Below are 17,656 nucleotides of genomic sequence, written 5' to 3' on the forward strand. Positions count from 1 at the left end.
TCAGAAATCGCCCAAACCGTAAAGTGGCTCATGGCCGACATGGAAAAAGCGGCCAAGCCCTTTGGCCGGGCCGTGACATCCGAGGTCATCGTCGGTTTCTGCCGCATGTGCCGCCCCTGCGAGGATGACTACAACGATGACATGCAAAGCGCCCTTTCGGCTCTTTCCGACTTGATTCACGGCGCAAAGGAGGCCTGATCCATGAGCAAGACGACACCTGACGGAATCATGTCATTATTCATGGAAGCGGCCACCAGGGTCAACAACCCGGTGCTTTAGGAGTGGAAGGCCGAAGGCAAAAAAGTGGTGGGCCACGTGTGCTCCCACGTGCCGGAGGAAGTGGTCACCGCTGCCGGGCTTTTACCATATCGCCTGCGCGGTATCGAAATCACCTCAACGGCCATAGGCGACACCTATTTCGGCCCCTTCATCTGCTCCTGTCCCAAGGCCATTCTGCAAAACGCCGGTGACGGGCGCTTAAACTTCCTGGACGGGGCGGTAATGGTGCAGGCCTGCGATTCCATGCGCAGGCTCGACGAATGCTGGCGCAAGGCCGCAGTTGAAAAAAGCGCCCACATGCCGGGCTTTTTCCACTACTTCGGCGTACCCCACAAGGTTACGGATTACAGCATCAAGTGGTTTGCCGAGGAGATCGAAAAATTCGCCGGTGAGATGGAAAAGCACTTCAACGTCGCCATCACCCCGGAGGCCCTTGAGAAGGCTGTTGCCGTACACAACGAGACAAGGAGCCTCCTGCTCAGGCTGGAGGATATCCGGTTCAAGGATGACCCGCCCCTTACGGGCAGCCAGGCAATGGCCATTGTTCTGGCCTCCACGGCCATGCCCAAGGAAACCTACAACGGGCTGTTGAAAACCCTTCTGGATCACCTCGAAGCCGCGCCCGGAATCAACCTTTCCGGCAAGCTGCGCATTCTTCTGGCAGGCTCGGTGGTGGACGATCTGGCCCTCATAGAAGCCATAGAGCACGAGGGCGCTTACGTTTCCGCCGACACCGTGTGCTTCGGAGCCCGCGCCAACCAGGGGGCGGTGGACGGGTCGGAAAGCGTCTGGCTGAGGCTCGCCCGGCATTATCTCAACGAGCAGTTCTGCCCCAGGATGTTCGGCTACACCAAGGACCGCTTCGACCTCATCCTCAAAAAATACGAGGATTCCAAGGCCGACGGCATCATTTTCCAGAACATACGGTTTTGCGACCTGCACGGCTCGGAAAACGGCCTTTTTGAAAAGCGCATGGAAAAGGGCGGGATACCGGCCATCCGAATAGAGCGGGAATACGGCTCCCTGGCCGACGAGGGGCGCGTCAGGATGCGGGTGGGGGCGTTTCTGGAAACCATAGCCAAGGGGGCTGGCAAGCAAGGAGGGCGTCATGCGTAAGGAACTCACCGAATACGGATACATAGAGGCCATCAACAGCATTCTGTCCCTGGCCCCCACGGTGGCCACCGGCACGAAAAAAGAGTACGAAAAACTCCTTGGCCGGATGCCTCACTTCAGGGACCTCATAGACGCCCTGATCAGCCTTGGCGAACCCGGAATCCTTTTCCTGGAAGCCTTTTCATCTTACACCACAATGGTTTTGAACGCCCACAAGGAGGGAAAAAAGCTATGCTTTTCCACCTTCTGCCAGTCACCCGTCATTTTTCACGCAATGGGCATAGTGCCCCAGGTGCTGGAAATACTCACGGTCTGCGGTACGCTGGTTCGCAAAAGCGCCATGGGCGAATTGATGGACGTGTGCATAGAAACGGGGTTCACCGAAACATCGTGCTCGTCCCAGCGCGGCTCCCTGGGGGCCTTTCTGGCCGGGATCGCAGAAAAGCCGGATTTCGTGTGCATCAACACGCCCGGCATCTGCGACACCAACGCGAATTCATTCTCGTTCGCTGCGGCCCACTTCAACATCCCCTTTTACCAGTTGAATTATCCGCCCACCCTCACGGACGAACGTTCGAGAACCTACCACAGGGCTGATTTCAAGAACATGATCGCTTTCCTCGAGGAGCAGACCGGAAACAAGCTGGATGTCAACCGCCTGCGCGAGCTCATGCTTGAAATGCGTAAACAAGACGAGCTCATCTGCGAGATACAGGACATGCAGCGCCTTATTCCGAGCCCGGTTCCCGGCATTTACAACCTTTTCATCTACGCCATACGCTTCACCCTGGCCGGCCTTCCCCAATGCACCAGGCTTTTGGAGGCCATGGTGAAAAAGGCCAAGGAAAACGCCAAGGCAGGCAAGCCCGGAAACGCCAGCGGCGTGGAAAACAAGCGCTGCCTCTTCATCTATATAGATCACTACGCGGCCAACCTGCCCCTGTTCAACTTCCTGGACGGCCTTGGAATAACGCATCTCGGCGGAATTCTGGACCGCTTCTACCAGGACGACGCCTTCTATTCCCAGGGCCAGGGCTACAAGACCGAAACCGAGACCCTGGATGCCATGATCGACTCCCTTGCCATGCAGAACAGCCGCCTTCCCATGGTGAAGCAGATTCGCGGCCCCTACGATTCCCCGGAAATGTGGCTGGAGGAAGTCACCAAGCTCGCCAAGGAACTCTCGGCTGATCTTACCATCTACTCAGGCACTCCGGGCTGCCGCAACACCTGGGGCATGGTGAAGCTCATCGTTTCAGACCTTGAAAAAATGGGCCTGCCGACCCATGTCATTGCAAGCGACGCCTTTGACGACCGGGTGGAGTCCTGGGAGGCCACGAGGCACCGCTTAGAGGAGTTCTTTGAGCTAAGGGGCTTGGCTTCCCCGTAGGTTGGGTGGTTCATGGCCAAAGGCCGGGGTTCACCCAACAGGAGCGCCGCGAATTATAAATGTTGGGTGAACCAGCGCTTGCGCGCTGAACCACCCAACCTACCGAAAGCACAGCGCCAACCCGTGTTGATATATCGGGATGCGTTGGGCAAGGGTAAAAAACACAAACCACAACCCTTTTGCTTTGAGGGAGAAAATATCATGATCACGGCAGGATGCGACGTAGGGTCGCTCACCAGCAAGGCCGTTGTGATGAAGGGAACCAGGATTCTGGGGCAGGCGGTAATAAGAAGCCGCACAAGGCCCGCCGAAACCGCCGAAAAGGTTCTTAATGAGGCTCTGGAAGCGGCCAAACTTTCCAGAAGCGACGTGGCGAAACTGGTCGGCACGGGCTACGGGCGCGAAAACATCACCTTCGTGGACGAGATTCATTCCGAAATAGTCTGCCACGCAACCGGCGCGCGTTACCTTGTGCCCACGGCCAACACCGTCATCGACATCGGCGGCCAGGACTGCAAGGCCATGCGGCTCGACGCGGAAGGAAACGTGGTGAAGTTCCTGGCCAACGACAAGTGCGCTGCCGGAACCGGCCGCTTCCTGGAAGTCATGGCCAAGGTCCTGAACGTGGACGTGTCCATGCTTGGCAAGCTCTCCGAGCACGCCAAGGTTCCCCTGACGCTTGCCTCCACCTGCACGGTCTGGGCCCAGGCGGACGTCATCAGCTACATCAACTCCGGCGAGTCCATCGAAGACATTGGTGCGGGAATCAACAACGCCATGGCCGGGCGCGTGGCCACCCTGGCCAACGCCGTCAGGGTGGAGCGCGAAATCTGCATGACGGGCGGAGTGGCCAAGAACACCGGCGTGGTCCGCGCCCTGGAAAAGCTGTTAGGCACCCGCATAGTGATTCCAAGGAAGGCCGACCCGCAGCTGGCCGGGGCCATTGGAGCAGCTTTGATCGCCCAAAAGAGCGCCGCCTGATCGAACACCCCCGCCCCTTTCCGCCTGAGTCCCACCAGGGGATGGAAGGGCCGCAAAAGATAACAGCCCATTGAAAAAGGGTGAAATGCACAGCCTGGATAAAAACGATGAAATGCAAGGAACGCGAGCAGCGCGGGGAGGAGTAGTACTTTTCGTACATGACGACCCGCGCTGCGAAGCGTGACGCAGCAGTTCGCGTTTTTGGACAGGCTGATAAAAGGAGCTAAACCATGCTGGTAGCAGGAATCGACGTAGGCTCCCTCACGGCCAAGGCCGTGGTGCTGGATAACGGAAAGATCGTGGCCAAGGCGGTTTCAAGGGTCACCCCCAAGCCCGCCGAAAGCGCGGAAAAAGCCCTGGAGCTGGCTATAAAGGAAAGCGGAATCAAAAAAAGCGAGATCGGCTTTTACGTGGCAACCGGCTACGGAAGAAAACAGATTCCCTTCGTTCATCAGGTGGCCAGCGAAATAGCCTGCCACGCAAGGGGAATCCACTTTCTTCTGCCCGAAGCCCGCGCAATAATCGACATAGGCGGACAGGACGCCAAGGCGGCCCGCGTCGACGAAAAAGGCGATGTTGTCCGCTACGCCTACAACGACAAGTGCGCGTCGGGAACCGGGCGTTTTCTGGAAGTCATGGCCGAGACCCTGGAAGTGGCCCTTGACGACTTCGGCGATCTCGCTCTTTCATCCGAAAACGAGGTGCGGATTTCCAACCAGTGCGTGGTTTTCGCGGAAACCGAGGTGGTGAGCCTGGTTAACCGGGGCGTGGAAACCGGGGCCATCATCAAGGGCCTTCACAACGCCCTGGCGGGCCGGGTGGCGTCTCTCGCCAAGAGCATCGGCATTGACGGCAAGGTCGCCTTCACGGGAGGGGTCGCCAAAAACAAGGGCGTGAAAAAGGCCCTAGAAATAGCCCTTGGAATAACGCTTCTCACCCCTTCCGAAGACCCCCAGTTGATGGGTGCGCTAGGGGCGGCGCTCATCGCGGCTGATGCTGCCTCGGGAAAATGACCACTTGAAAAAGGACAGAAAAGGCCGGAGGGCGACATGGGTCATCTGGTGGCACGGGACGTTTACAGGGACTTGGGCGAAAAGCTGGACAACCTCTGGGTGAGGGCCCCCCAAAAGGAGGTCTTCTTCGAGATTTTAAAGCACCTCTACAGCCCGGAGGAAGCCGAGGTCGTAATCGGGATGCCCTACACCTTCTCCACGGTGAAGCGCATCGCAAAGGCCGTTAAAATCCCCGAAGCGAAGCTCGCCGGCATCCTGGAAGGCCTTGCGTCCAAGGGGCTGGTGATGGACATTTTCTCGAACGGCGAGAAGGTTTACGTGCCCTCGCCCCTCGTTATCGGCCTTTTCGAGTTCACCATGATGCGCACGGACGGCAAGGTCGATTTCAAGCAGATGGCCTCCTTCTTCCATGATTACATGCAGGGCGACAGCGCGGTTTACGAGGCCAATTTCGGAAACGGGCAGATTACAAGCGTGATGCGGACGGTCCCCCACGGTCAAGCCATACACCCGGACACCTGCGTGGAGGTGCTGGATTACGAGAAGGCAGAGGCCCTGGTGGACGCCACCGACCGCTTCGCCATTGGCATCTGCTCCTGCCGCCACAAGAAGCATCACCTGAATGAAAAGCACTGCGACGTTCCCCTTGAAACCTGCACGTCATTCGGAATGGCGGCCGATTACATAATCCGCCACGGTTTCGGCAAGGAAGTCTCCAAGCAGCAGATGCTGGAAAACCTGAAAACCTCCCGCGAAATGGGGCTGGTGCTAAACGCCGACAACGTTCAGCGCAACATCCGCATGATCTGCCAGTGCTGCGGCTGCTGCTGCACGGTTTTGCAGGGAGTGAGCAAATTCGGCTATCCCAACACCATCGTAACCAGCCGCTTCATCGCAAAAATCGCCCAGGAGGAATGCATCGGCTGCGGAAAATGCGCAAAGGCCTGCCCCATCGGCGCGATCACCATGGAGGCGGCACCTTCCGGCGCGATGCTCAAAAGCGGCAAGAAAAAGAAGAAAGAGCCCAGGGTGAACGAGGAAATCTGCCTGGGTTGCGGGGTCTGCGCCCTGTCGTGCGACACGGCGGCACTGCGCCTGAAAAAGCGGGAACAGCGGGTGATTCAGCCCGAAACCACCTTCCACAGGCTCATGCTCCAGACCCTTGACCGGGGAACCATACAGAACCAGCTTTTCGACGACCCGTCAAGCCTCACCCACCAGGTTCTGCGGCCCATGCTGGGGGCCTTTTTCAAGCTCACGCCTGTCAAAAAGGCCCTGATGAGCGACATGCTGCGCTCAACCTTCCTCTCGGCCATGACAGCAGGGGCTAAACTTACCGGCAAGGGCTGGATGACGGAGCTTTGAACGGCCGACCACAAGCGCGAACTGCTGTGTCAAACTTCACCGGGCGCGGTGCGCACGTATCTCGATACGCTTACGCCCGCGCCCGGCTCGTTTTCCTTGCATTTCATCGCTTGTGATCGGCCTTACGCACCAGCCGGTTTCAAAGGCGATATCAAAGCGCTTGTTCAGCCTTGCTCTTTCCATTATCGAAGCCGCGTCCTGAAGGACTGAGAGCGATGAAATGCAAGGAAGGCAAGGCGGTAAGGAAGGACGCGTACTCCTGTACGCGACGCCCTTACCGGTGAAGCCTTACACAGCAGTTCGCGCTCTCAGTTCTTCAGGGGTCCCTGGCCCGTGGCTTCCAGGACCGCCTGCCATAGCCCGCCGTTGGGATTGATCTTCTTGTGTTTTCCGGCTGTTGCGTCAAGGGGAACGTGGACGAACTCGCCCTTCCAGAAGCCCGCCAGAAGCCGCGTCTTTCCGGCCATTCCCGCGTGAACGGCGTTTCTGGCCAGGGCAGAGCAGAACACCGTGTCGTTGGAGTTGGCGGGCAGGCTTCTTATCATGTAGCTGGGGTCGATGTATTTTAGGTTGATCTCGATTTTCTTTTTGGCGAAATGGGCGATGATCTCGTTTTTCAGATACCCGCCTATGTCCTGCAGCTTCTTGTTGCCGGAGGCGTCGCGGTTTTCCGGGGTGTCCGGGAAGAACCTCTGGCCAGCGCCCTCGGCCACAACGATCACCCCGTGGCCCCGGTGTGCGAGCCGCGCCTCCAGGGCCGCCAGAAGGCCGTGTTCGCCCGCCAGATCAAAGTCCGATTCCGGTATCAGGGCGAAATTTACGTCCTGCTGGGCCAGCACCGCCGTTGCGGCAATGAATCCCGCGTTCCGGCCCATGAGCTTCACGAGCCCTATTCCGTTGGGGAAGCCCTCGGCCTCGGTATGGGCGCTTCTTATGGCCGCCGTGGCCATTTCAACGGCGGTGTCGAAGCCGAAAGAGCGCTCCACCAGATAGATGTCGTTGTCTATGGTCTTGGGAATGGCCACCACGCCTATGTTGACCCCGCGCTTCTCTATCTCGTTGCAGATTTTTGTGGCGGCCATGATGGTGCCCTCGCCGCCGATTATGAAAAGAAGGCCGATGTTCTGGATTTCCAGGCAGTCCACGATCTTGCTGAAATCCTGGGCCCCCCGGCTGGAACCAAGGATGGTGCCGCCCATCTCGTGAATGGCGCGCACCCTGTCCGGCGTGAGGCTCACCAGCGGATAGCGGTATTCGGGGATGAACCCGGCAAGGCCGAATTTCACCCCGTAAACCGTGGGCACGTGGTACCTGTAGTGAAGCTCCAGGACTATTGACCGGATGATGTCGTTCAAGCCGGGGCAGAGCCCCCCGCAGGTGACGATAGCGCAGCGCAGCATGGCCGGGTTGAAGAAGATGTCTGCCCTGGGCCCGGCCTTTTCAAAGGACGCGGGAATCTTCCCGGCCCTCATGGTTTCGAGAACCTCGCCCGCGTCGATGTTCATGAGGATGCGGTCGGTATCCTTTACGAACAGTAATTCCCCGTCCTCCTTGCCGTCCCTGAAAAGGGGGGAGGGAATCTTCGCGGCCCCCAGGGTGTCGATGCCCGTGGGTATGGAGGGCTCGACAGACGGCTGGCCCGCTGTTTCCGGGTTCGGGGTTTTCACCGTGGCTTTTTTTGGCGCAGATTTGGCCTTGGGATTTTTGGTCGACGGCTGTTTCATCGGGCCTCCATAGATGTAAAAGGAACGGCCATCAGGCGCTCGCGCCGTTAAAGCGCACCTCGCCCTTACCCAGAATGTCGTGGAGATGAAGTATTCCAAGCACCTTGCGATCCTGGTCGGTCACGGCCAGAACCGTTATCAGGTGGTTTTCCATGAGGTTCAGGGCCTCCCCCGCCGGGTGGTCGGGAAGCACGGCCTTGGGGTCTATTGTCATGGCGTCGCTTGCAACGTGGCCGGCAAGGCTTTCGGATTTCAAGAGAAGCCGCCGCAAATCGCCGTCGGTAATTATACCGCAAAGGCGGAACCTGTCGTCCGTCACAAGAACCGCGCCAAGATCCATGCGATCCATTTCGGCAACCGCCTCGGTAAGTGGCGTGTCCATGGGCACCGCAGGCACCCGGTCGCCGGTGAGCATGAGCGAGGCCACCTTGGCCGAAAGGCGCTGCCCGAGCGCCCCGCCCGGGTGGAACTTCCGAAAATCCCTGGCCGTGAAGTGGTGTTTTTCGATCAGGACCACTGCGAGCGCGTCGCCCATGGCCATGAGGGCCGTGGTGCTGGACGTGGGGGCGAGGCCCAGGGGGCAGGCTTCGCGCTCGACTCCCACATCTATCACAAGGTCGCTCATGTTGGCCAGGGTGGAATCGGGCTTTCCGGTAAGGGCCGCCACCGGGCAGCCTATGCGACGAATGCTTGGGATCAGCACGTTCAGCTCGTCGGTTTCCCCGGAATTGGAGAGGGCCAGGAAAACGTCGTCCTTGCCCACCATGCCCAAATCCCCGTGAACCGCCTCCACCGGGTGAAGAAAGAGGCTGGGGGTTCCGGTGCTGTTCAAGGTGGCCACGATCTTGCGGCCCACGAGCCCCGATTTTCCGATGCCCGCCACCACCACCCTGCCCTTTGCGGCCAGAATCCACTCCACCAGGGTGACGAACTGCCCGTCCAGGCGGGCCGCCAGTCCGGCCACTCCGCTGGCCTCGGTTTCTATGACCTCCCTGGCCTTTTCCAGGATCATGTCTTTTGATTCCATAGATCAGGTAAACTCCTTCCCCTCTAACTTTGGCAGGTTCCGGTGATGAAATCAAGATTGATCAAACAGGGACCGGCCGGGCAGGGCTTGCTTCTTTTGATGACGGCGAAAAACCGGAACCTGCGACCGGGATGGCATGGGCGCGGGCATTTCGGGAAGGTTGCAGGTAGGCAATGATGAGGTTGCGTGTTTCAGATCTGCCCCGTGTGACGAGAAAACCTACCGGCTTGTAACCACCTCTTTACAACAAACGCAATATTTCGACATGGGGTTTGTCCATACGATGGGAACAAGCTCCCCGCCACTCAAACACCCCTTCCAGGTTCTTTAGGCTAACACTATTCCACTGCTGGTGCCTCGGGTTGCTCTGCGCTGTTTTTTGGCTACCTCATCAAATTCTAGTTCTACCTTTCCTGCTTTGGTGACACAAAGATTTTCACGCATACTTTCATCAAAATGCATTCGATAACGATCATACTTCTCTATAACGCCTGCTTTTTGGCAAATATAACTTAATGGATTCTCCAAGCGCTTTAAAAACACTGATGATAGGTCGCGATTATCACGTTCCAAAAGATATAGTAAGTCAAAGATACCATCGACCAAATCAACTATTGCACCTGGTGAAATCTCAGGCAATTTATGTGCTCGTTCTGCATTCATTCTTGTCAGTTGAAGTATTTCCTCAAGGATATCTCTATCAGGTCGCTGTGGTCTCTTTGTTCCATTATCATGTGTTGCCAAAATTTCAGATATCTGTTTTTCCAACTTTGGCCACCACATTTCAAATACGCTATCTAGAACTGAAGACTCCAATTTTGATTCACCTCCAGTGTTATTAATTACACCGATAAGCCTCTTAAAGTCTTCACGCATAAACCTAGTTGCCTGGAAACTTGTCAAAGGCCCTTTTACATCTGCAGTATCCAAGTTAAAAAGCAATGTACACACTCGTGATTTATCCAAGCACTTTGATAATGCACCAGATTCAAATAGTATCCACGGCTTATCAGTATTGTCCTGCGTCAGGCAAACAATTCCAATATTAGAAGTTTCCAACTCTTTACCAATTTCAGAATTCCATTTTGCCCCTTTTTCAATGTCATCAGGTGAAAAATAGGGTTTTACGTATTGCAAAGTTGCGGGGAGCCAATTGCGCAACGCCTCGCCGAGCTTCCTGCTCAAGTCACCACTCCAACTTATGAATACCTTGGTGGACATGTTTTTTTTCCTTGCGTAGGCTTGTGTTATTTAGGCAACGCCCTTGGTAAACCTCTTGTGCGTCGCACCCCGGCAACGAGTTGCCAGGGGCAACCACGGCATAGCCACGTTATAGTTAGTATATTTCTAATTGTGCTATTACCTACAATATCCCGACTATATATTGCAACCTTTTTAGAAAACTTACTGTGCATCTTATGGATTGCGGATGCGTTCCTGTAGGCAATGCTCGAAACGGGGCATTTCGACCTATATCGATTTTGCTTTGGGGGAGAGCAAGAAGGGAAATTCCGTGCCGACCGATCTTTTCCTGTGCTGTTGGGTGAAAACTCGCTTTGCGCGGAACCACCCAACCGAACTTCCGACTATGAATAGTATAAAGCACCAGACAGGTCACCCCGCGACGTTTTTGAGCACCCAGTCCAGGCCGAATTTGAGAAGGGCCGCGTCGTCGGTTTTGAGCTTCTTTTTCAGTGCGTCGGCCATGATCGAAGCGCCTCTGACATGCCTTCCTCGGCAAGGGCCTTTTCGTTTTCGGGGTCCAGCAGGGCGCACTGCTCTGCAAGGCTTTTGCTGCGGCCCAAAGCAAGACGCATTGCTATCGATTCCGCGACAACGCTGTCCAGGCTGGTATACCCGCCATTTTTCACAAGAGCCCCCAACTGCGCCACTGTTTCGTCATCCAGGCTTACCAGTATTTGTGTGGTTCCCATTCGGAGCCTCCTATCATTTCCATCCTACAGGCTCAATGAAAAAACCCATGATTCAAATTATAATGCCTGTAAGAAAAACAAGCAAGGCGGTCGCCACCAAGCAGGACAGCGGTAACTGGCCAAATATAACGCTGATATTTCCAATCATATCAAAAACCGGGCAGCCTGTCACCATTTCAGAATCCACTCCAGGCCGAACTTCAAAAGAGCCGCGTCGTCGGTCTTGAGCTTCTTTTTTTGGGCCTTATCGACGGAAAATCTTTTAAGAAAGGTGCTCTCGAACACGAAGGCCCGGAATTCGTCGATGTTGTAGGAGGCCATGAAGGCCATTTTCGCCCGCTTGTCAAAGGCTCCGGCGATTTTTGGGGGGGCCGATGAAAACCATCGCAGGAAATCCGCCCAGAGTCCGGTCATCTCGTAGTAAATCACCGCGTTCTGGTTATTGAGCCACTTTTCGACGGACCATTCCCTTTTTTCATGCCGTCCCTCGCAGAAATCCGGCGGGCGGAAAAGGTTTACCGGGGTGGATTTTCCGGTGGCCTCGTCAAAATCCATACCGTGCTCGGTGGGAAAGCTGCGGCAGGCCCAGGGCCGGTCCGGGTAGACCCCGCAGCCCTTTTCCGTCAGAAAGGGGCAGGTTTTTTCCGCGTTTTCGGCCATTGAGAGCAAAACCGACGGAAAGGATTCGCCGGGGCGAAGAACGATGTCGGCGTGGCGGTCGAGAAACTCGCCGGAGCTTATGCCGAGGTTTTTCCGAAGCCGTATGACATCGTATGGATAAAGGAAAAGATTGAGGTTCCTGCAGCAGAGGTTGAAGCAGGTTAATTCCGGCCTGCATTCAAAGCAGAAGGTGTCGCCGGGTTTCAATATTTTGCCGCCCCGGTTTTCCAGGTCTTGTTCGGAAATCTCCTTCATGGCTCCTCCAAGGGCGGGGCGAACATGGCTATGGTTTCGGCCACGCTCAGGCGAATTCTTCCGCTAAACGAAAGGGATGAGCGCAAATCCTTCTCCAGGGCCGCCAGACGGCGGTAAAATGGCGTGCGGTCAAGGGCGGGCTCTTGGGCTGCGGACGACCGCCGCCCGAAAATTTCGCAGCCCGGACCCTGTTGAACGATGCCGTGGGGAAGGGTCATTTTCCAGCTCAGCCCGTGCAGGCGGCAGATCATGGGCCGGTGCGCGTAGGCCGCGCAGCGCCCGTCAAAATTCAGTGGGCACCAGGCCCGAAAGGGGCCTTCTGTGTCGTTATGGATTTTCAGCGCCTCAAGCACATCCTGCGCCTTTTGAGCCGAAAGGCTTCTGGCATTTTCCGGCAGGCGGCAAAATCCGTCGTAAATGGCCAGAACCTCGGCCAGGGTGTGATGGTGAAACCAGGTCAAGCAACAGTTGTCTTCGCAGCCGGTGCAGGCAAAGCCCGTATCCGACGACGCCTTTTCGTAGGCCGCGTCCATTTCGGCAAAAAGGCCCCAAAGGGCGGCCCGGAATTCCGGCGGCTCCATTTTCGACAGGGCGGGGATATCCATTCAGCCCTCTCAGAAGCGCGGAGTGGGGAAAAAGAGCGATTTGTAGAGGTCCAGGGCGTAGCGGTCGGTCATTGAGGCTACGAGATCGCACACGCTCCGGCGGTCCGGCACGGCCTTTTCCGGTTCGGAAGAAAGCTCCAGATCGGCCAGGCAGCGCCTGAACTGGGCCACGTTTTCCCTGTCCAGAAGGTACAGGAATAGCTCCACCAGAATTTTTTTGGCCTTCACGAATTCGCTGTGGACCTTTGGGGAGCGGTACACGTTGTCGTAAAGAAAGCTGCGAAGCATCAGCATGGCCTCATCCACCGGCTTGGAAAACCTGAGGCAAAACGCGCCGGATTCCTCGCGTGACGTGAAAACAAGGTCGTGGATCATGGTGGTGACCCGCACGGAATGGCTGCTGCCAAGGGTTTCCACGCACCGGAGGGGAATCTGGTCAGGGCTTATAACCCTGCTTCGCACTGCGTCGTCCAGATCGTGGTTGAGATAGGCCATGACGTCGCTAAGCCTCACCACCGCGCCTTCCAGGGTGTGCGGCATTTCGCAGGCGTCCGTGGGCAGAATCGTACCGAAGCCCTTGGAGTGCTTCAGGATTCCGTCCCGCACCTCATATGACAGGTTGAGCCCCGCCCCCCGGTGCTCCAGAAGGTCCACCACCCGAAGGCTCTGCTCGTTGTGGGCGAAATCCTCCGAGAAGATTTCCTTCAAAGCCATTTCCCCGCCGTGGCCGAAGGGCGTGTGGCCAAGGTCGTGGCCCATGGCTATGGCCTCGGTTAAGTCCTCGTTCAGGCGCATGGCCCGCGCTATGGTGCGGGCTATCTCGGAAACCTCCAGGGTATGCGTGAGGCGCGTGCGGTAATGGTCGCCAAGGGGTGAAAGAAAGACCTGGGTCTTGTGCTTCAGCCTTCTAAATGCGTTGGAATAGACTATGCGATCGCGGTCGCGCTGAAAGGCTGTGCGCAGGAGGCAGGGCTCCTCGTGGCGTTTCCGGCCCTTTGAGTCGGCGCTGGCGCAGGCGAAGGGCGAGAGAAATGTCTTTTCCCTGGCCTCGAAATCCTCACGAATGGTCATCAAACACTGTCTCCCGATATACATTCATGTCCAATGCTACGGATTGCATACGGGGCGCTTTTTGTAAAGCGGGATTTCTTTACTTGGCGCGCGGAAAAGGTTATGGTGAACTGAACCTCACTTACGACAGATGATCAATATCAATGGACTCGCACGTCTACATCTTCGGAACACTGACCGACGTTCTTACGGGCGAAACCCTCACGGACACCCACGACGAACGTTATCGCCAGGAGCTCGCCCGCTTTCTTCTTGACGAAAAAGGATACCGGAAAGAAGGCCTTGAGCCCCGCGTCAGCATCCGTCTCGAAAACCTTGGGCGCTGCGCCGAGGTCCTGGTGGACATCGCGGCCAGGATGGACGGGCACATTCTCATGATCCTTCGCTACGGGCCGGGCTCCCTGGTCACCCGCGAACGCCCCGCCATTGCCGCCTCCCGCCTGGTTGCCCCGTATCAGGTCCCTGTGGTGGTGGTGACGAACGGAGAGGATGCGGAGATCATTGACGGACGAACGGGAAAAATTACGGGAAGCGGGCTTCCGGCCATTCCGTCAAGGGATGAACTGGCGGCCCTGGCGCAGGTTTTCATCCCCGTCCCCGTCAGTGAAAAACAGAAAGACGCCGAACGCAGGATACTTTTCACCTACGAGGCGGTGGGGGCGTGCAATTGTGATGACGGCGGCTGTAAAATCTGACCCGAAGGAGACGATCATGCTTCTTTCCCTGGGTGAAAAACTCGCCATGAACAACCCCATCCGGGCAGCCATCCAGCGCCATTACGAGGCTCGGCAGTTCCTCAAACTTGGCGGGCCGACAAAAGGCGCGAGAGCCCTTGAAATGGGCTGCGGCCAGGGAGTGGGTGCGGAAATCATTTTTGATGTTTTCGGTGCCGGAAAGGTTGACGCCTTTGATCTCGACCCGGACATGGTGGCCCGCGCACGGCGAAGACTTGCCCGCTTCGGGGACCGGGTGCGCCTTTTCACCGGCGACGCGGAGCGCATGGAGGCCGCAGACGCAAGCTACGACGCCGTGTTCGATTTCGGCATCATCCACCATGTTCCGGGCTGGAAAATGGCCGTGGCAGAGGCCTTCCGGGTGTTGAAGCCAGGCGGGCGGTTCTACACCGAGGAGGTTTACAGGCCCTTTACGGCCAATTTTCTGGTAAGGGCCGTTGCCGAGCATCCCCAAGAGGCCGAATTCACACACGACGAATACGGAAAAGCCCTTTCAGCGGCGGGCTTCAAAATAATCGGGCAGGAGCGCCTACTGTCCCTTTTCGGCTGGTTCGTGGCGCAAAAACCATGAACGGGGATTCAAAGGATGCCGGGTAAACTTTTCAGCGCGGAAGAAAGCGCCGGTCACGGCCATTTCATGGGCATGGCCATCAAACTCGCCGAAGAGGCGCTCGACCGGGGGGAGTTTCCGGTGGGCTGCGTACTGGTGCACGAAGGGCGCGTCGTGGCGGACGGACGCCGGGACGGCACCTCCTCCTGCCTTGCCAACGAGGTAGACCACGCCGAAATGGTGGCTCTTCGCAAGGTGGAGCCTCTTCTTGCACGAGGCCATGTTACAGCACCCGGTATTATCTGCTATTCCACCCTTGAACCCTGCCTTATGTGCTATGCATCGCTTCTGATTCACGGAATCACGAGAATGGTGTATGCTTACGAAGATGCAATGGGCGGCGGATGCGCCTGTGACCTCACGGTTCTGCCTCCTCTTTACAGCGGCATCAGCCCCGTGATCGCGCAGGGTGTCATGAGGCGCGAAAGCCTTGCCCTGTTTCAAAAATTCTGGTCGGACGAAAAAAATTCCTATCTTAAAGACTCCTTCCTGTGCCGCTACACCATGAATTTGCCACACTGACCCTGATGTCGATTTTCCCCTTTGGTGAAAATTTCAAAACTGCATCATTCCGTTCAAAAAGCTCTCACGGAAGTTTCGGATGACAAGCCGCCACAATCGGGCCTTTGTTTCATCCTGAAAATGCGCCGAATGGCGGGCGGGTTCCAATTCAATACACATCGTGCAATTCGAATTAGATTCCATTCATTACGGGGAGAAGGGTTTAGTTCCATTTTTCAAACTCCAGAACCGTTGGAGGAAGATTGCAGTATTTCTCCCTTCGGCCAGATTCTTTTAAAAAATGGAAAAAAACCATGCCCCGCTTAATATCGACTCGGATTTTTCCATTTCAGTCAGGCTTACGAAATTACCGTTTTATTTCCAAACAATGATTGAAAATTGTTGATTTACTGTTGACAATTCATTGCCGCAACGATTAATAATATATGGATGAAATGTTTTTCCCGGTTAATCTTATGTTCGGCAAACACATCATACTAGAAAGGAACCTTCCGATGGCGAAGACCCTCACTGAAATGGCTGCGGAAATCATTGCGGCAAAGGCGGCCCGCTCCGACATGAACCAGGACGCCCTTAACGACGCCCTTAACGCCACTTTCAACGCCCTTGCGCAACTGCGGAACAAGGAAGAATCCCAGGATCAGACCGAAACCGTTTCAGACGCCTCCGACGAGGAGATGGACGCCCTGGTGGAACTGCGCAAGACCCCCAAGCGCTCCATCCGCAAGAACAAGGTGATCTGCCTGGAATGCGGCCAGGAGTTCAAGCAGCTCACCAACGGGCATCTCAAGGAACATGGCCTGACCACCAAGGAATACCGCAAGAAGTGGGGCTTCACCGCCCGCCAGCCCCTAAGCTCCCAGAATCTTTCCGCCAAGCGCAGGAAGAGCGCCGAGGAGCGCGGCCTGGGCGAAAAGCTCAAGCTGGCCCGCCAGCAGAAGGCGGCAAACGCGGAATCCACCGGGAAAAAAGGCGGCAGGAAAAAGGCCTCCAAAAAATCCGAGTGATCCGGGTTTCAGCAGATCAATAGATCAAAAAACCTGTCCGGGGCTTCCCGGACAGGTTTTTTACTGCGCTCCAATTGTCCGCATCGTTGACAGAAAACGGGTATTTAAGGTATTAACGCGCCATGCAGGAATTATCGCAATACACCTTCAAGAATGAGGAGCCCTCCTGGTACGACAGGCCGAGGATTCTTGTGGGCCTGGTCCTGGCGCTCTCGTTCCTGTTTCATTTTTCCATTCTGGGTCTTCTTGCAAGCCTCTACACCAAGCCCGATTACCGGTCCATCTGGTGGGTTCCGACCCTTTTGGGCATTTTGAGCCTGACGCTTGTGGTGCGCCTCTGCCTTCATCTCTACCGGAATCATCTCCCCAAATCCATCGACAGTTAACTCACTGACTTTGCTGTGCGGGCGTTCGTGAGAAACGACCCTTGCCAGCCCCTTGGGCGGCTATTTCCCCAAAACGCTTTCGCCCGGCTGTACCACGCCTTTCGGCACGGGCAGCGTTCTTTCGCCTCCCAGGATATAGCCTCCGGCCAGCACCAGCGTCCCGCCGGTCATGAACGGCGCGTCATTTACAAGGAAGCGCACCGCACCCGTTACGTCGTCAAGGCCTCCCGTGCGGTTCAAAAGGGTGTGATCGAGTATCGCCCGCCTTTCATCCTCGGTCAGAATATCCCATCCCCTGGTTTCGGGACCGTGGCGGGTATCAAAAAAACCCAGCATGATCTCGTTGACCCGAACTTCCGGCGCTCCCATCCTGGCCCATGTGCGGGTGAGAACCGAAATCCCCGCGTTGGCGGAGGAATACCCCTCCGCGAATACCGGGGCCGCCGGGCCGCTGCGCCCCACTATTCCCGCGATGGACGAGACGTTCACGACACAGGCGTTTTCGCTTTTCCTCAAATGCGGAAGCGCAGCCTCGAAGGCCCACCGTTTGGCCCGAAGCGTTGTGGCGAACTCCAGGTCCCACTGCTCCTCGGTGTAGGGGCCGTGGACAGCGGGCCAGCCGCCTCGCTCGATGTTGTTGACGAGAACGTTGAGCCCCCCGAAACGCCTTGCAACGGAGTCCACTGTTTCCGCTATTTTTGCGGTCTCCCTCAGATCGGCCCGAAGGATGAGGAAGTCGTCCGTAACCGCCTTCAGGTCCCGTTCGAGGGCAGGAAGGAAACTTTCCCAGTCGTGCCAGATAACGGCCACCTTCGCGCCGCTCCGGGCCAGATCGAGCGCAATAGCCTTGCCCACGCCTTTTACGCCCCCAAGCACAAGGGCTCTTCCGCCTTGCATCTCCATAAACCGAAGCCCTCTATTAGGTTGACTTTATTCGGCAATTCGTGAGAGTCGGAGGATATTTCAAAAGGCTATCC

At 56.6% G+C, this 17,656-nt stretch carries 19 protein-coding genes; 11 read left to right on the forward strand and 8 right to left on the reverse strand.

Going from position 1 to position 17,656, the window contains the following annotated elements; genetic code table 11:
* The 6 genes from HZB23_09540 to HZB23_09565 all read left to right on the forward strand — a co-directional run.
* Positions 1 to 198: hypothetical protein (locus HZB23_09540; protein MBI5844896.1), on the forward strand; the 198-nt coding region annotated here is incomplete at its 5' end.
* 105 nt (positions 199 to 303) lie between these two features.
* Positions 304 to 1,395, forward strand: coding sequence for a 2-hydroxyacyl-CoA dehydratase (locus tag HZB23_09545; GenBank protein MBI5844897.1), 1,092 nt, complete (start codon positions 304 to 306; stop codon positions 1,393 to 1,395).
* Complete coding sequence (locus HZB23_09550) at positions 1,388 to 2,785, forward strand: 2-hydroxyacyl-CoA dehydratase (GenBank protein ID MBI5844898.1); 1,398 nt, start codon at positions 1,388 to 1,390, stop codon at positions 2,783 to 2,785. Before HZB23_09545 ends, HZB23_09550 begins: the two co-directional genes overlap by 8 nt.
* 201 nt (positions 2,786 to 2,986) lie before the next feature.
* Positions 2,987 to 3,766, forward strand: a complete 780-nt coding sequence (locus HZB23_09555) for a 2-hydroxyglutaryl-CoA dehydratase (GenBank protein ID MBI5844899.1) — start codon at positions 2,987 to 2,989, stop codon at positions 3,764 to 3,766.
* 230 nt (positions 3,767 to 3,996) lie between these two features.
* Positions 3,997 to 4,779, forward strand: coding sequence for a 2-hydroxyglutaryl-CoA dehydratase (locus HZB23_09560; GenBank protein MBI5844900.1), 783 nt, complete (start codon positions 3,997 to 3,999; stop codon positions 4,777 to 4,779).
* A 36-nt stretch (positions 4,780 to 4,815) separates the two neighbouring features.
* On the forward strand, positions 4,816 to 6,144 hold the full coding sequence (locus HZB23_09565; protein ID MBI5844901.1) for a 4Fe-4S dicluster domain-containing protein: 1,329 nt from the start codon (positions 4,816 to 4,818) through the stop codon (positions 6,142 to 6,144).
* A gap of 308 nt (positions 6,145 to 6,452) precedes the next feature.
* On the opposite strand, the gene HZB23_09570 is transcribed toward HZB23_09565, so the two are convergent.
* The 7 genes from HZB23_09570 to HZB23_09600 form a co-directional block, all read right to left on the reverse strand.
* On the reverse strand, positions 6,453 to 7,868 hold the full coding sequence (locus tag HZB23_09570; protein MBI5844902.1) for an ATP-dependent 6-phosphofructokinase: 1,416 nt from the start codon (positions 7,866 to 7,868) through the stop codon (positions 6,453 to 6,455).
* Between the two features lie 31 nt (positions 7,869 to 7,899).
* Positions 7,900 to 8,880 (reverse strand): KpsF/GutQ family sugar-phosphate isomerase, encoded by a 981-nt coding sequence (locus HZB23_09575; GenBank protein ID MBI5844903.1) that lies wholly within the window; start codon positions 8,878 to 8,880, stop codon positions 7,900 to 7,902.
* A gap of 342 nt (positions 8,881 to 9,222) precedes the next feature.
* Positions 9,223 to 10,116 (reverse strand): toll/interleukin-1 receptor domain-containing protein, encoded by an 894-nt coding sequence (locus HZB23_09580; GenBank protein ID MBI5844904.1) that lies wholly within the window; start codon positions 10,114 to 10,116, stop codon positions 9,223 to 9,225.
* Positions 10,117 to 10,586: 470 nt separating this feature from the next.
* Positions 10,587 to 10,829 (reverse strand): hypothetical protein, encoded by a 243-nt coding sequence (locus tag HZB23_09585; GenBank protein ID MBI5844905.1) that lies wholly within the window; start codon positions 10,827 to 10,829, stop codon positions 10,587 to 10,589.
* Between the two features lie 168 nt (positions 10,830 to 10,997).
* Positions 10,998 to 11,744: a YkgJ family cysteine cluster protein gene (locus HZB23_09590; protein ID MBI5844906.1), complete on the reverse strand. Its 747-nt coding sequence runs from the start codon at positions 11,742 to 11,744 to the stop codon at positions 10,998 to 11,000.
* Entirely contained in the window at positions 11,741 to 12,349 is a 609-nt protein-coding gene (locus HZB23_09595; protein MBI5844907.1) for a YkgJ family cysteine cluster protein, read from the reverse strand. Before HZB23_09595 ends, HZB23_09590 begins: the two co-directional genes overlap by 4 nt.
* Before the next feature lie 9 nt (positions 12,350 to 12,358).
* Entirely contained in the window at positions 12,359 to 13,420 is a 1,062-nt protein-coding gene (locus HZB23_09600) for a deoxyguanosinetriphosphate triphosphohydrolase (GenBank protein MBI5844908.1), read from the reverse strand.
* Positions 13,421 to 13,563: 143 nt separating this feature from the next.
* Between HZB23_09600 and HZB23_09605 the strand changes: the two genes are divergently transcribed.
* The 5 genes from HZB23_09605 to HZB23_09625 all read left to right on the forward strand — a co-directional run bounded on the left by HZB23_09605 (position 13,564) and on the right by HZB23_09625 (position 16,679).
* The gene (locus HZB23_09605; protein ID MBI5844909.1) at positions 13,564 to 14,115 is read left to right on the forward strand and encodes a type I restriction enzyme HsdR N-terminal domain-containing protein; all 552 of its coding nucleotides are present in this window, start codon (positions 13,564 to 13,566) and stop codon (positions 14,113 to 14,115) included.
* Positions 14,116 to 14,131: 16 nt separating this feature from the next.
* Positions 14,132 to 14,725, forward strand: coding sequence for a class I SAM-dependent methyltransferase (locus tag HZB23_09610; protein ID MBI5844910.1), 594 nt, complete (start codon positions 14,132 to 14,134; stop codon positions 14,723 to 14,725).
* 15 nt (positions 14,726 to 14,740) lie between these two features.
* Positions 14,741 to 15,286: a nucleoside deaminase gene (locus tag HZB23_09615; GenBank protein MBI5844911.1), complete on the forward strand. Its 546-nt coding sequence runs from the start codon at positions 14,741 to 14,743 to the stop codon at positions 15,284 to 15,286.
* 494 nt (positions 15,287 to 15,780) lie between these two features.
* The gene (locus HZB23_09620) at positions 15,781 to 16,293 is read left to right on the forward strand and encodes a MucR family transcriptional regulator (protein MBI5844912.1); all 513 of its coding nucleotides are present in this window, start codon (positions 15,781 to 15,783) and stop codon (positions 16,291 to 16,293) included.
* A gap of 122 nt (positions 16,294 to 16,415) precedes the next feature.
* Positions 16,416 to 16,679, forward strand: coding sequence for a hypothetical protein (locus HZB23_09625; GenBank protein ID MBI5844913.1), 264 nt, complete (start codon positions 16,416 to 16,418; stop codon positions 16,677 to 16,679).
* Between the two features lie 60 nt (positions 16,680 to 16,739).
* Here the strand turns inward: HZB23_09625 and HZB23_09630 are convergent, their stop codons facing one another.
* Positions 16,740 to 17,582 carry an SDR family oxidoreductase gene (locus HZB23_09630; protein ID MBI5844914.1) on the reverse strand — a complete coding sequence of 281 codons (843 nt, stop codon included), beginning with the start codon at positions 17,580 to 17,582 and terminating at the stop codon, positions 16,740 to 16,742.
* Positions 17,583 to 17,656 lie beyond the last annotated feature (74 nt).

The sequence above is a fragment of the Deltaproteobacteria bacterium genome (assembly GCA_016235345.1).
Classification (GTDB): Bacteria; Desulfobacterota; Desulfobacteria; order Desulfobacterales; family Desulfatibacillaceae; genus JACRLG01.